This is a genomic window from Luteolibacter sp. Y139 (assembly GCF_038066715.1).
GTDB classification, from domain to species: domain Bacteria; phylum Verrucomicrobiota; class Verrucomicrobiia; order Verrucomicrobiales; family Akkermansiaceae; genus Haloferula; species Haloferula soli.
The window spans coordinates 447736-461465 of sequence record NZ_JBBUKT010000001.1 but is presented as its reverse complement, the minus strand read 5'-3'; the positions used below and the strand labels follow the sequence as shown (position 1 = coordinate 461465).

12 protein-coding genes are annotated in these 13730 nt (G+C 61.6%); 8 read left to right on the top strand and 4 right to left on the bottom strand.

Features of this window, described 5'->3' with window-relative positions:
• Genes WKV53_RS02055 through WKV53_RS02040 form a run of 4 tightly spaced genes read right to left on the bottom strand, consistent with a single transcriptional unit; the run spans nucleotide 1 to nucleotide 2716 of the window.
• Nucleotides 1–1452: a hypothetical protein gene (locus tag WKV53_RS02055; RefSeq protein ID WP_341402680.1), complete on the bottom strand. Its 1452-nt coding sequence runs from the start codon at nucleotides 1450–1452 to the stop codon at nucleotides 1–3.
• A complete protein-coding gene (locus WKV53_RS02050) occupies nucleotides 1449–1727 on the bottom strand; it encodes a hypothetical protein (RefSeq protein WP_341402679.1) in 279 nt (92 codons plus the stop codon). Before WKV53_RS02050 ends, WKV53_RS02055 begins: the two co-directional genes overlap by 4 nt.
• Before the next feature lie 4 nt (nucleotides 1728–1731).
• Nucleotides 1732–2253, bottom strand: coding sequence for an RNA polymerase sigma factor (locus WKV53_RS02045; protein ID WP_341402678.1), 522 nt, complete (start codon nucleotides 2251–2253; stop codon nucleotides 1732–1734).
• 49 nt (nucleotides 2254–2302) lie between these two features.
• A complete protein-coding gene (locus WKV53_RS02040) occupies nucleotides 2303–2716 on the bottom strand; it encodes a hypothetical protein (RefSeq protein WP_341402677.1) in 414 nt (137 codons plus the stop codon).
• Between the two features lie 218 nt (nucleotides 2717–2934).
• Between WKV53_RS02040 and WKV53_RS02035 the strand changes: the two genes are divergently transcribed.
• From WKV53_RS02035 to WKV53_RS02000, 8 genes are all read left to right on the top strand, one after another.
• Entirely contained in the window at nucleotides 2935–3927 is a 993-nt protein-coding gene (locus WKV53_RS02035) for an AAA family ATPase (protein WP_341402676.1), read from the top strand.
• Between the two features lie 6 nt (nucleotides 3928–3933).
• Nucleotides 3934–4797 carry a DUF58 domain-containing protein gene (locus WKV53_RS02030; RefSeq protein ID WP_341402675.1) on the top strand — a complete coding sequence of 288 codons (864 nt, stop codon included), beginning with the start codon at nucleotides 3934–3936 and terminating at the stop codon, nucleotides 4795–4797.
• A complete protein-coding gene (locus WKV53_RS02025) occupies nucleotides 4794–5558 on the top strand; it encodes a hypothetical protein (RefSeq protein ID WP_341402674.1) in 765 nt (254 codons plus the stop codon). Before WKV53_RS02030 ends, WKV53_RS02025 begins: the two co-directional genes overlap by 4 nt.
• A complete protein-coding gene (locus WKV53_RS02020) occupies nucleotides 5558–6472 on the top strand; it encodes a vWA domain-containing protein (RefSeq protein WP_341402673.1) in 915 nt (304 codons plus the stop codon). Before WKV53_RS02025 ends, WKV53_RS02020 begins: the two co-directional genes overlap by 1 nt.
• Nucleotides 6466–7497, top strand: coding sequence for a vWA domain-containing protein (locus tag WKV53_RS02015; RefSeq protein ID WP_341402672.1), 1032 nt, complete (start codon nucleotides 6466–6468; stop codon nucleotides 7495–7497). Before WKV53_RS02020 ends, WKV53_RS02015 begins: the two co-directional genes overlap by 7 nt.
• Nucleotides 7498–7506: 9 nt before the next feature.
• Entirely contained in the window at nucleotides 7507–8211 is a 705-nt protein-coding gene (locus WKV53_RS02010; RefSeq protein ID WP_341402671.1) for a tetratricopeptide repeat protein, read from the top strand.
• Between the two features lie 104 nt (nucleotides 8212–8315).
• Entirely contained in the window at nucleotides 8316–12215 is a 3900-nt protein-coding gene (locus WKV53_RS02005) for a hypothetical protein (RefSeq protein WP_341402670.1), read from the top strand.
• Between the two features lie 66 nt (nucleotides 12216–12281).
• Nucleotides 12282–13709: a sulfatase-like hydrolase/transferase gene (locus WKV53_RS02000; RefSeq protein ID WP_341402669.1), complete on the top strand. Its 1428-nt coding sequence runs from the start codon at nucleotides 12282–12284 to the stop codon at nucleotides 13707–13709.
• Nucleotides 13710–13730 lie beyond the last annotated feature (21 nt).

Below are 13730 nucleotides of genomic sequence, written 5' to 3'. Positions count from 1 at the left end.
CTACCAGATCCAGTCTTTCTGATCGATCTGGGCCCCCTGTTCTTCCTTGCCGCCGTCGTCCACTCCATCGGGGCCGATGGAGTAGAGGTGGAAGCTCTGGTCCGACTTTTCATAGCGGAAGGGAGTGCCGTGGAGTGGATCGATTCCCGCATGGTTGGGAAGCTGGTCCAAGGATTCGGGGTAGTGCCCGTGCTCCAAACGGAAGCGTTCGATCTCGCACGCGGCGATGTCGAGCTGCACGTTCACCAGCGCGTTGGTGCCGCGTTTCAATAGCACGGCTGCGCCCGGAAAGGTATGCGTCAGCCTGCCGAGCTTTCCCTTTGACTCGTAGGCTTGGCTCATCTTTTCGGCTTCCTTCCACCACTGGGTGAGAGTTTCCGGTCGCTTGGCCACGGCCGAGCCTTCGATGACGCGGTTGATCGCTCCGGTGGCACATTGGTCGAAGAAGCCTGACGGGATCAACGTGCGGCCCTTTTCCAAGATCCAATCGGTCACCGGAGCATTGTCACCGCCGAAGGAGTAGCTGAATTCCTTGGGTGAAAACCGCTTGCGATCCTCATTCAGTCCTTCCCACACCTGGGCCATCAGGACCTCGCTTTCGATCCCCCTTTTCACAGCATCCCGCAGGTCGCACCGCGAGAGCGCGGCGGAGACTCTTTCCAGATCCTTGGCTGTCCACTGCTGGCCTTGGATGCCTAGCTTGAGCGGCCTGTGGATACTGCGGAACGAGACGAACTCGACGAGGACCGAAACCATCGTGCCGCGAGAACCGACTGTCTCGGCCATGCGGGCTATCATCTCGAGGCTCTCGGTGGCCTTCACCGAATCACCGGTGAGGAGGGCGGCTTCCGCCCGAAGCAGCATGCCGTCTACAAAGCGCCGTGAATCCAAGCCAAAGCCCTCGTTCAAATCCACCAAGGCGACCCCGCCACGGAAGCCTTCCGGCACGAATCGACGGCGGCTGTACGGCAGATTGAGATTTGCCTGAAGTTCGCCAATGAGACCGCTGTGTCTCCGGTCGAACTCCTTCAGGAACGACCCGGGGGTCTTTCCATAAGCGCCGTCGTCCGGGAGCATGGAGAAGTCCGTGGGCTTGTCCCTGTCCTTGAGTTTGCGATTCAAGGCACGCTTGACGTCATAGTCTCCCACGGCCTGGAAGCGGCCCTTTGCACTTGCCGGATCGACTGCGCCATTGGATCGGACGGCGTACTCGTCCTCGAGGGTTCCCACGATGCCACGCCGCGCGAAATTCTGCTCGTCCGGGGGCATGCCGGCGGTGAACTCCTCCACTGTGAGGGGAAGTCCGGCCGCGCGTGCCCGGGCAATGGCTTCTTTCTTTTGGCCCGCTGCCCACCAGTTGTAGATGGCAGTTGTTAGAGCCACCAGCGTGAGTCCGATTACTGCCGTCCGCACCAGAATGCGGACCCATCTTTTTTGCATCACTCGCTTCATCGTTCCATGTCGGGTTGGTAGGCGAGAGCGTTGTTCCATGAGGTGGCTTGCTGTGACGGAGGAAGGATCGGTGGTCCGAGGTCTTCGCTTTCCGGCTTCGTGATGATGAAACCGATGGTCGCTGCCCAAGAAGCCGCGCAGAAAATCAGCAGCGGCTTCGGGAGCAGGGGCGGGACCGGTTTCGGTAGCAGGAACGCCTTCCACTCTGCGGGCGGACGACGCAGCTCCATGCCGAGGAGTTGCTGTTCGAAATCGCCGAGGTCGTCCGGATTCATGGGATCAAAGCTCTTCATACACGGGACGCAGGAGGGCGCGGAGTTTGTCTAGGCCATAGCGATAGCGGCTGGCGGCGGTATTGGGCGGGATGTCGCAGATGCGAGCGATTTCATCGAAGGTGCGCTCTTCCCACAATTTCAGGACGACGACTTCGCGCTGTTCTTCGGGGAGTTGGTCGAGTGCTTGCTCGAGGCGCTGGCGGAATGCTTCACGGTCGGGATCGGGACAGCGCTCGAAGAGCTCGGCGGGTGCTTGGGACGCGTGGTCTTGGCGGACCTTGGCGCGGCGCATTCGGTCGATGGCGGCGTGGTGGACCATGCGCAGGAGATAGGCGCGCTCGTTTTCGGCGTCGCCGGAGTTGCCGCGGCCTTCGGCGAGCTTGAGGAAGACATCCTGCAAGATGTCCCGGACGGCGTTCTCGTCGCGCAGCAAGGCGAGGCCATGGCGATACATCGCCACCGCGTGTTCATCGTGGATGCGTTCGAGATCCTTGGCTGTCAGTCCGCGCTTCGCGCTGCCCATCATCCTTCCGACGCACGGGGAGGGAAGATTTGTCTAACGAGTTTGCCTTGGATTATTCGGAGGCCCGGGCGGGAGCGGATTTGACACGCAGGGCGGCCCAAGCCTGCAGGCGTAGGGCCATTACGTTCAGCACCAGGGCGACCGTGATTCCGGCCAAGCCGCCGCAGAGGCCTCCTCCGATGAGCACCGGCCAATCGGTGACTCCCTGAAGTTCCGCCATCAGGGAGGTCGCCAGCAAAGCGCAGACGGCTCCAGCCGGAACTCCGGCGATGATCCCGCATTGGAGCAGGAAAACCCGGATGCCATCTGCGGCGCGGCCGCTGAACATTCCGACGACCACGGACGAGGAAAGCACGCCCAGGCCGACGAGGAGTGTGGCCAGAGCACAGGCGACCAAGCCCACTGCAATCCCCACGCCGATCAGGACCAGCACGATGGCTGCGAGGATCAGGGAGACGATTGCCATGAGGGAAGGATGTCGAATTTCGAGCGGTCCGGCAACTTTCGCACCTCGTTTCGGCAATTCTTCACGGGACCTTCATGAATGGTTTTCACCGGGCGGCCTACCTTGTCGGAACAATGTAAATTCGTGAAACGAGGAAGCCCGGAGTTTTGCAAAGTTTTTGCAGACAAAGGCTCGAGTTCGCGGCACTGAGTTAAGTTGTTATTGAAACGGAAAATGCCATGAGCAGCGTCCACACCCCCGTCACGGAAACCTCACAGTACCTCCAAGCGATCCGGCAGCGGGTCGGCACCATCGTCGTCGGGCAGGACGTGGTGGTGGAGCGGATGCTGATCGCGCTGCTGACGAGCGGGCACCTTTTGTTAGAGGGGATGCCGGGGCTGGCGAAGACGCTGCTGGTGAACACGCTTGCGCGGGCGATGCACCTCAATTTCCGGCGGATCCAATTCACGATCGACTTGCTGCCGTCGGACATCCTTGGTTCGGAAATTCTCGATGAGCGGAGCGGTAACTTCCGCACCCATCAGGGGCCGGTCTTCACGAACCTGCTGCTGGCCGACGAAATCAACCGCGCGGCGCCGAAGGTGCAGGGCGCGCTGCTGGAGGCGATGCAGGAGCGGAAGGTGACGATCGGCAGCCAATCGTATTCGCTGCCGACGCCGTTCCTGGTGATCGCGACGCAGAATCCGATCGAGCAGAGCGGCACCTTCGAGTTGCCGGAAGCACAGCTCGACCGCTTCATGCTTTGCCACCGGCTGGGTTATCCGACGGTGGATGAAGAGGAGGAAATCCTGCGGCGCAACCTGAAGCTCGGCGTGAAGCGCGAGGGCGCGGGTGCGGTGGCACGGACGGAGTTCGACATGATCAAGGAAGAGGCGATTGGCAGTGAGGCTGATCTTGTCGCGGCGATGGAGGCGGCGAACCATATCCATGTGAGCGATGTGTTCCTGAAGCACGTCGTGGATGTCGTGGAACGGACGCGGAAGCATGCGGATCTGGAGCTGGGTTGTTCGCCACGTGCCGGGATTTCGATTTTGAAGGCGTCGCGGGCTCGCGCGCTGTTGCATGGGCGGGACTATGTGGTGCCGGAGGATCTATTCGCGCTGGCGGAGGATGTGATGCTGCATCGCATTCGGCTCACCTATGAGGCGCTTGCGGAAGGCAAGACGGCGGCGGGGGTGTTGCGGCAGATTTTGGAAGCTTCCGTTTCTTGATTGAGAATGGAAGCGACGCTCCATAACGCGGATCCGCTGGATCACCGCCAGTTCCTGGTGGCGGTGAAGCGGTTGGCGGATAGCCTGAGCTACGGGACGGATCGTAGTCCGTTTCTCGGGCAGGGATTGGAGTATGTGCAGTCGCGGCGCTATGAGCCGGGGGATCCGGTGAAGTCGATTGACTGGCGGGTCACGGCGCGGACTGGGAAGCACCATGTGAAGCAATTCGAGACGCCGAAGCAGATGCCGGTGTGGATTGTGGTGGATACATCAGCTTCGATGGCGCTGGCCTCGCATCCGCCGGGAAAATACGGGCTGGCGGTGCAGGTTGCCGGGGGGCTCGCGCTGGCTTGCCTGGATCACATCAATCCGGTGGGTGTGCTCGGTGCGGGTGGTCGAGATTTCGTGGTGAAGCCGAGTCTTTCGCGCGATGTGTTGCTGCAGTGGCTGCATGCGCTGCGGACGTATCGCTTTGATGAACCGACCACGCTGGGTAGTCGACTGATCGCGCTGGAGCCGTCGCTGACGCAGCGCTCGATGCTGATCGTGCTGAGTGATTTCCATGATCCTGATGCCTTGGCGGCCTTGAAGCTGGTTGGTTCGCGGCATGATTGCTTGTGCCTGATCTTTCGTGACCCGGCGGAAGACCAGCTTGAGGGCGCGGGTCTCTTCCGCGGTCGCGAAGTCGAGTCGGGCCGTGAGGTGCTGACTCACGGCAAGCGCCTGCTTTCGACGACCGATGCTCTGACCGAGTCGCTGACGAAGGCCTCGCTCGATCACTTTCTTATCCGCCCCGGGACCCCGTTTCTCGGTCGACTCCGCCATTTCCTCCGCGCTCGCCGGGGAGCATCCCGCCGCAACCGCCAGTGATCCGCCGCGTTTTTATCGCCCTGCTGCTTCTTGTGAGCCCGCTGTTGGCGGAGACTCCGACCCAGCGTGTCGGGCAGCCGCTGGAGATCCGGGAGATCTATATTCCGGGTGGTGAGGTGAAGGCGAAGCCTCGGAGGGATCGCCAGCCGCCGCTGATGGTGCGGGTGGTGGAGGTGAAGCCGGCGAAGGATGGCTTCCGATATGACTTCGAGGTGCAGGGGCTGGATGCGGGCTCTTATAACCTGGCGGAGTTTCTCGAAGCTCCGGCGGGCACGGTCATTCCTGCGATTCCGCTGGAAATCACCAGCGGTTTGCCGCCAGGGCTGGTGAATCCTAACAAAAATCAGGCAGGGGAGTTGCCGAAGCTGGGAGGTTATCGCACGAAGATGATGGTCTTCGGCGGGCTGTGGGTTGCCGGGTTCGTGTCGATCTTGTTGTGGCGGAAGAAGAGCTCTCTTGCTGCTGGAACGGATGCGGCCGCCGGGGCGTCGTTGACGGAGCGGCTGCGGCCACTGGTTGGTGCGGCAGCGAAGGGGGAGCTTTCGTCTGATGATCGCGCGAGGCTTGAGCGGCTGGTCATCGGGCACTGGCGCGAGCGGCGGCCGGACATCGCTGCTATGGCTCCTGCCGAGGCGATGATGAAGCTTCGCAATGATGCGGATGCATCGCCGCTGGTGCTGGCGCTGGAGCGCTGGCTGCATGCTCCGTCCAACACCACTTCGCCCGGCGATATTGAAAAGCTGTTGGCTCCCTACGCCTGATGACCTTCGCTCATCCATGGTTGCTTGTCTTGCTCGTCCTGCCGGTCGGGCTGGCGGTGTATCTGTGGAAGCGTGCTGTGCGCCGGGTGCCATTGCCCTTCGATCACCAGCCGATCCGGCGGGCGCGGTTGTTAGGGTTCTTGCTAAAGACGGCGGATTTGTTGCCGGTGATGTTGTTGATGATCGCGATTGCGATTCTGGCCGGGCCGCGGCGGTTCGAGCAGCCGCGCAGTGAACGGGAGATGACGAACATCCTTTTCTGTCTGGATGTTTCCGGGTCGATGATGTCGAGCTTCGGATCTGCGACGCGCTACGATGCCGCGATGGGGGCGGTGAATGATTTCATCACGTATCGAAAGGGGGATGCCTTTGGTCTAACGGTTTTCGGTAGCGCGGTGTTGAATTGGGTGCCGCTGACTAATGATGTCTCCGCGTTCAAATGTGCACCGCCGTTCCTGCGGCCGGATGTATTGCCGCCGTGGTTCGGTGGCACGAGCATTGGCATGGCGCTGAAGTCGGCGGAGAAGACGCTGCTCGCGGGGGAGACGGGCGACCGGATGATCGTGCTCTTTACCGATGGCATGAGCTATGACCTCATGAACGGCCAGGATGTGGCGGTTGCGCAGAGCTTGAAGAGGAACAACATCAAGTTCTACGACGTGCATGTGGCCGAGGGCAGTGCGCCGGATGAGGTGGCGGTGATTGCCTCGATCACGGGTGGCGAGGTTTTTGCGGCCGGTGATCCTGCGTCCTTGAAGGCGGTCTTTGCGAGGATCGATGAGATGCAGAAGGCTCCGCTCAAGCGCGTGACGCCGGATCCGGTGGATTTCTTCCAGCCCTTCGCCATCGCCGGTTTGGGAATCGGCGGGCTTTATCTGCTTACCTTGTTTGGATTGAGACACACGCCATGGTGACCACTCCACTGCTGCTGGCTATCGCTGCGCTCGTGCTCGCCACGGGGGCGGAGTGGATTCATCTGGGCCGGGTGCGGAGTGTGGCGGCGCTGGCATTCGGGCCTGGGAAGAGGGCGGCGCTGGCGGGACGGCTTGCGCCGGTGGTGCGGATCGCCGGGATCGGGATGCTGGTGTGGGGTGTGGCGACTTTGCTGCTGTTGCCACCGCTGGCGCATCGTTCGACGGTGAAGGAGGTGGAGCCGAAGGACCGGCAGCATCTGCTATTGGTGCTGGATGTTTCGCCGAGCATGCGGCTGCGGGATGCGGGGGCGACTGGCAAGGAGAGCCGCATGGACCGGGCCCGCGCGGTGCTGGATTCGGTGATGTCCAGGACGGCGCATGACAAGCTGCACACGACCGTTGTCGCCGTTTACAATGGCGCGAAGCCGGTGGTGGAGGAGACGCGGGACCTAGAGATCGTCCACAACATCATGAGCGATCTCCCGATGCACCACGCGTTTCCATCGGGGAAGACGAAGATTTTCGATGGATTGGAGGAGGCGGCCAAGATCGCAGCAAAGTGGCCGCGTGGGTCGGCCACGCTCATCCTGATCAGCGATGGCGATACGGTGCCATCGAGTGGGATGCCGAAGATGCCGGCGTCGATTGGTGGGGTGCTGGTCGCGGGGGTGGGGGACCCGGTGAAGGGCAGCTTTATCGATGGGCGGCATTCGCGGCAGGACGGGACTACCCTTCGGCAGATTGCGACGCGGCTGGGCGGGGAGTATCATGATGGGAATGCCAAGCTGGTCCCGACCGCGGTGCTCCAGAAACTCGGCACGCTGGCGGTGGATGGGGATGCCCGGCTGCCGGGACAGCGCGAATTGGCGATGCTGCTGACCACGCTTGGCGCGAGCCTGCTCGCCGGATTGCCTCTCTTGCTTCATTTCGCCGGCTCCCGCTGGAATCCCGGACCCCAGCGGTTCCAAACTTCGCGGCATTCGCCGCTTCCTTTCCCTGACAAATCCGATCAACTCGCGACTTAACAGACTGCCATGAAAATACTTGTCCTGACTTTGTGGTGCCTGGTTCCCTTGGGCCTGGTGGCCTATCATTATGGTCCCGGCCAGACCGGGATCCAGCTCGATGCCGCCGCTGCGGCGCTCGAGCAAGCGACTTCGAAATCCGCCTCCAGTGAATGGAAGGGTGCGATTTCATCCTACGAGGAAGCGCTGGCAAAGCTGCCGAAGGAGAATGTGGCCGATGCCCGGCGCATCCGTCTCGAACTCGCCAAGGCGCGGATGGAAGCGGCCGAATTGCCGCAGGCTCGTGAGGAGCTTGCTGCGCTGGCCGATGAATTGGCGCAGGATCCGAATGCTCATGCGGGGCTTCGCGACGAGACCTTGGCGACTCTCGCCAGCTCGCGTTTTTACATGACCTATCTCATGAAGCTGGAAGGTCTTCCGGACAGCGATTGGGAGCCGGAGATCGAGGCGGCGCGCCAAGAGCAGAAGCTGCTGGTCCAGCACGCGACAGAGGCTGGCGATGAGAAGGCAGCCGCGAAGCATGCGGATGATCTTGAGGCATCGATCCGGCTCGCGCGGATGGAGCCGGAGGAACTCTATGGCAAGGCGATCCCGAAGCAGTGCAACTGCAAGTCGGGCAAGTGCAATAAGCCCTCGAACAAGGTCGGCAACAAGAAGCCGGATGATGCCCGTGGTGCCAGCGCCGCTCCGCCGGTGGATGGTCAGGGTTCGTAAGTTTTGAGAAGGGGGCGTTCTTGTCCCCTGTTCTCATCCGGGACGACAGGAGTGTCGTCCCTCCTCATCCCGTGTCGTCTCTTCTGCATTTCACCTGTCCCCTCATGTACTCTCGCACTGTCTTGCTTGGTCTCGCCGCACTGACGGCTCCGCTTTCTGCTCAGATCGTCGTTCAAGGCGGCGTGATGATCGGCGAGGCGAGCAACGGTGAAACTGTCGTCGTTCAAGCTCCGGAGGGAATGCCGCCCGGTGCCGTGGTGCCACCTGGTGCGATGCAAGGTGGGGGACCTGGTGGGGATCTTGATTTCAACAAGCTTCGTGAACTCATCGAGCAGAGCAAGAATCGTCCGGCTCTGACGGCGGAGCAGCAGAAGGCGGGCATTCTCCGTGAGCTGCAATTTGATCGTAGTCCCGCGGGGATCATGGCGACGCGGATGGAGGAGGCGCGGGCAAGTGCGGCACCGAAAGAGGCGAACCCTGCTCCGGGCGCGCCGCCGGTGGTGCCTCCGGGTGCTGCTGTCGAGCCGGGGGCTCCCGCTGGAGAAGGAAGTCCGGTCGAGCCGGGAGCCACGCCCGCACCGGGTGGAGTGCCTGCGCCGAAGCCGCCTTCGCCGGAGGAACTGAAAGTGCAGCAGGAGCTCGAGAAGTTCCGCCAGGAGGCCGCGGTTTTCCGCCGGGATGTGGTGCTGGGGCGCTGGGACAAGGTGAAGGATTTCTTAGCCGCCTTGCCGAAGGAAGTTTCGGGCGAAGCTTATCAGAACATGGTGGCGAGATTGTCCGCTCCGTCGCAGGTGCAGCCGCCGCCGGAGCTGATGGTCCGCGGATCGAAGCCGCACACGCAGCCGGCTTACTTGTCGCCGGATGATTTGTTAGGGTTGGCCGCGGCGTCTCCGATGCCGCCGCAGAAACAGCAGATCCAAGGGCTGGCGAAGCTGTTGCCAAAGGAGCCGCGGCCGCCGAAGGAGTTCTTCGAGAAGGTCGCGAAGGGCATCCAGCACTTTGGCGGTGAGGATGCGGCTTCGCGGCAACGGGCGGCGGAGTTGCTGATGGAGGCTGGCTTTGTGAAGGACGCGGGCCCATTCCTGCCCGATCTAACAGTGGCGAAGGAAAAGAAGGACTATGCTGCGCTGAATTTGATCGCGCGCCATCGCGCGGAGCTGCTTCAGCTCGACAAGAAGGAAGCAGGGAAGGAAGCGCTGCCGCTGGCGTGGGAGCTTTCGACTTCGTTCCTGACCGATGAGAAGGCACCGCCGCAGGCGAAGGCGGAGGCTTTGTTCCGGGCGCTCTCGCTCATTCCGCAGCTCGGTGACGACAGCGGCAAGCAGTGGCTTGAGAAGACGTTCAAGAACCCGCAGGGCGTGGGTGTCGAGTTGCTGGCTTCGCTGGGAACGCTCACCGCGCAGACCCGTGAGAATCCGGATGAGGCGCTGCGGCTGGAGCAGCTCAAGCTCCAGCATGCCGCGGTGACGACGATGCTTTCCACGAAGGATCTCGATCCTACGGCATGGGGCGGCATCTTCACGATTTATGCGGAGCAGTGGGCTTATGAGGCCGACGTCACGAGGCAGAAGGATCAGAGCAATTCGCGCCGGATGGTGCCGCAGTATGATGAGTGGGGGAACCTGTTCTTCAGTCGTCCCAACACCGGCTATCAGGGACCCGGCGTGAGGCCGATTGGGGCAGGGCAGTTGCTGGAGTGCAAGCCGGATGAGAAGTGGCTGTCCGCCATCGAAAGCGCGACGCGCAACGAATGCCTGCTTGCTGCCGCGAGGCTGCACCTGAAGGTGAAGGAGGAGAACCAGGCGCTGCCGGTGATCAAGACGCTCGCTGCGACCGACAAGGAGCAGGCGAAGTCGCTGGTGCGCGAGACGATCCGGGTGTGGACAGAGAACCACAATCCGAACGAGGGGCAGAACTATCGTTCGCAGTACATGTATTTCTACGGTTTCAACAATCAGTCGGGAGCGATTCCGTTGACGCGTTCGAAGCAGGAGCGAAACCTGGTGGAATTGGCCGCGCTGGTGAAGGGAATCAGCGCGCTGGATCTGGGCGAGAGCTTCCACGATGAGCTCGCGAGCGCATTCATCTCCTGCCACAGTCAGGCGGAGGTTTGGCGCGTTGAAGCGGTCGAGTCGGTGTTCGGTGCGACCGATGTGCTGGATTCGCGCACGCTCGCGACGCTGGTCGGCAAGATGCGGCTGAATCTTGCGGGGCTGTGGCCGAATCCGAAGCTGCAGCAGGCCTATCAGACGAAGCGCAAGGACAAGGAGCTGCAGGAACAGATCCTGGTCGGCTACAAGGCGGCGCAGGGTGTACTCGAACGGGCGCTGCTGAAGAAGCCCGCGGAGTCATGGCGCTTGGAGGAGCAGCTGGCGGGCTTGCGATTCGAGGAGAGCAATTACCAAAGCAGCCTCGAGGGCAATCATGAGCACAGCAAGATCAAGCGGGCTGCGCTCGATTCGCTTGCTGCGGCTGCGGCGGACTATGCGAAGAGCTTGCCGCTGGAAGATCCCACGAAGGAGACGACTTCGGTGTTCGAGACTTGGTTCTATGGCGCACTGGGTTCTCCGGCGCTGGAAGCCTTGAAGAGCAACCACGTCGCGACGCCGGAGGAGTATGCGAAGATCAAGGCGGCGCTGGAGGCATTGCCGGGTGATGCGAAGGCCCGGCATCTCAAGTCCTTCGCGACGACGATCAACAACCGGCTCGCGAACGTCGCGCCTGATTTGAAGCTTCGTTATTTGGAAGGTGCTGCGGCGATTGTTGGCGATCACGAGGCGATGCGTGATGCGAGCGAGGTGCTGGCTTATTATCGCGACCTGATCACGGAGATTGAACTTGATGCTGCCGTCGATGGGCCAGATCGCGTTGGTACCGACCAGCCATTCGGGCTGCGCGTGAACCTGCGGCATACGCGCGAGATCGAGCGCGAGGCGGGTGGCTTCCAGAAGTACCTGCAGAACCAGAATACGATGCAATATGCGTGGAATTTCGGCCGGCCGACGGAGGACTACCGCGACAAGTTCGAGAAGGCGGCGCGGGCAGCGCTGGAAGAGCATTTCGAAGTGGTTTCGCTTACCTTCCACAACGACAAGGTGGAGTCGCAGACTGATCCCAAGTTCGGCTGGCGGCTCACGCCTTATGCCTACTTCCTGCTCAAGCCAAAGGGGCCGCAGGTGGACAAGGTTCCGCCGCTCAAGCTGGATCTGGATTTCAACGATACGTCCGGCTATGTGGTGCTGCCGGTGACATCGGCGGAGGTTCTGATCGATGCAGCGAAGGCGGAACCGCGGCCTTTCCGGGATCTGAAGGTGACCCAGACGCTTGACGAGCGCAGCAACAAGGAGAAGGGCTGTCTCTATCTTGAAGTGAAGGCGACGGCTCATGGCCTGGTGCCGCCGTTGGGTGACCTCATGACGAAGGACATCGAGGGCTTCGAGACGGGCAATATCGAGGACCGTGGCCTGCGGGTCGTGGAAATGGATGCTGCCGCGGAAGATCTTGCTCCGATCGCTGAACATGAATGGCGGGTTGAATTGAAGCCGAAGGGGGGCACCTTGCCAGCGTCGTTTCATTTCCCGGCGGTGAAGCCTGAGTTGGCTAAGGAAGACGGGCTGACGCGGCAGCGCTATGTGGATGTCGATCTCCAGCCGGTGGGCGAGCAGGTTGCGCTGGGCGGTAGTGCCAAGCGGGTTGGGCCTTGGATCATCGGCGGGCTTGCGGCGCTGGCTGCGATCATCGCTGCCCTGATCGCGTCCGCGAAGCGGCGTAAGACGCCGCTTCACGAGGGGCCGGTGCTGATTCCGCTGCCGGCTCATATCAATGCGGTGAGCGTGATCGGCTACCTGCGGCGCTTGCAGAAGCGCGAGGGTATCGCACCCTCCATGAAGGAGGCGATTGAGAAAGAAATCGATGCCCTTGAAGCGAAGCACTTCGGGCGGGAGGACGTTGCTCAGCAAGTGGATGAACTTGAGGCGATCGCGAAGCGTTGGCAGGCGGCGTAGGGTGAAATGGCGTTTTTTGGATGGAAATGGTGGAAATGGTGCGTAAATGGCGTCTCTGCGATGCCGATGAGAGTTTGCTGCCTATTGTTTGCCTTGGCCTGTGCTGTCGCCCAGGCGCGCCCCGCACTTGAGAAGCCGAACATCGTCGTGGTGCTGTTAGATGACAGTGGCTACGGCGATTTCACGCACACGGGGAATCCGACGATTCACACGCCGAACGTGTCGCGGATGGTGCGGGATGGGGCGAACTTCCCGCAGTTCTATAGTGCTTCGCCGGCGTGTTCGGCTTCGCGCTATGCGCTGATGACGGGGCGAAATCCGCGACGCTCGGGTTTGAATGCCCTGGCGCTCGCTCCGACGGCGGCGCGTCACATCCACACGAAGGAAATCACCTTGGCCGAGGGTCTGAAGGAGCGCGGGTATGCCACGGGCTTCTTCGGCAAGTGGCACTTGGGGAATCCGAATCAGTCGAATGGCAACACTCCGGATGCGTTGCCATTGGCCCATGGATTCGAAGTGTGGGAGGGCACGAATGTTTCCAATGACTACGATCCGTCTTCCAACCTGATTCGTTCGAAGGCGTCCGGGACGGAACCGGTCGCGGGGTATGAGATCATCGAGCACGACATATGCTCGAATGTGCCGCTGCAGGAGGGACTGACGCGGCGTTACCGGGATCTCAGCATCCAGTTCATCAAGGAGCACAAGGAGAAGCCCTTCCTGCTCTACATCGCGCCGAACATGCCGCACTTGCCGGTGCATGCGGGAAAGGACTTCCAAGGGAAGTCGCTGCATGGGCCGTATGGCGATTGCATCGAGGAGATCGATGAAATGATGGGGGCGTTGAACGGAGCGCTGGAGAAGGAGGGGATCGCGCAGAACACGCTGGTCATTCTGAGCTCCGACAATGGGCCGTGGATTGCCCATCAGAACGACGTGAATCATCCGAAGTACGGTGAGGCCCGTAGATTGGTCGGCTCCGCCTTGCCGTTCCGAGATGGGAAGGGTTCGACTTGGGAGGGGGGCGTCCGCGAAGTTGGCGTGTGGTATTGGCCGGGGACGATCTTGCCGGCGACGGTGGTGCGCCAGCCGGCTTCGACGATGGATGTGTTGCCTACCGCGTTTGCGTTGGCGGGCGAGCCGTTGCCTTCCGATCGGAGCATCGATGGCAGGGACCTTCGTCCCTATCTCAACCCGGAAGCGTTTCAGGGGACGGTGCCTGAGTTCCGCTACATTTACACCGGTCAGCCGGACAGCTCGGTCTATGGCGCGCGGGTGGGACCGTGGAAGCTGCACACGAAGCTGTTTTCGCAGACGGGGGATAGCTATGGGTTTGCGGCGTCGAATGAGAAGCCGCTGCTATTCAATGTGGAGGAAGATCCTTATGAGCGGATCGATAGGGCTTCGGAGCAGGGGGAGAAGGTGAGTGAGTTGAAGGGAGCCATTGATGCGTTCAAGGCGTCGGTTGCGAAGGAGAAGACGTTTTGGGATTAGCGGTGGAGATGGATGCGGCGT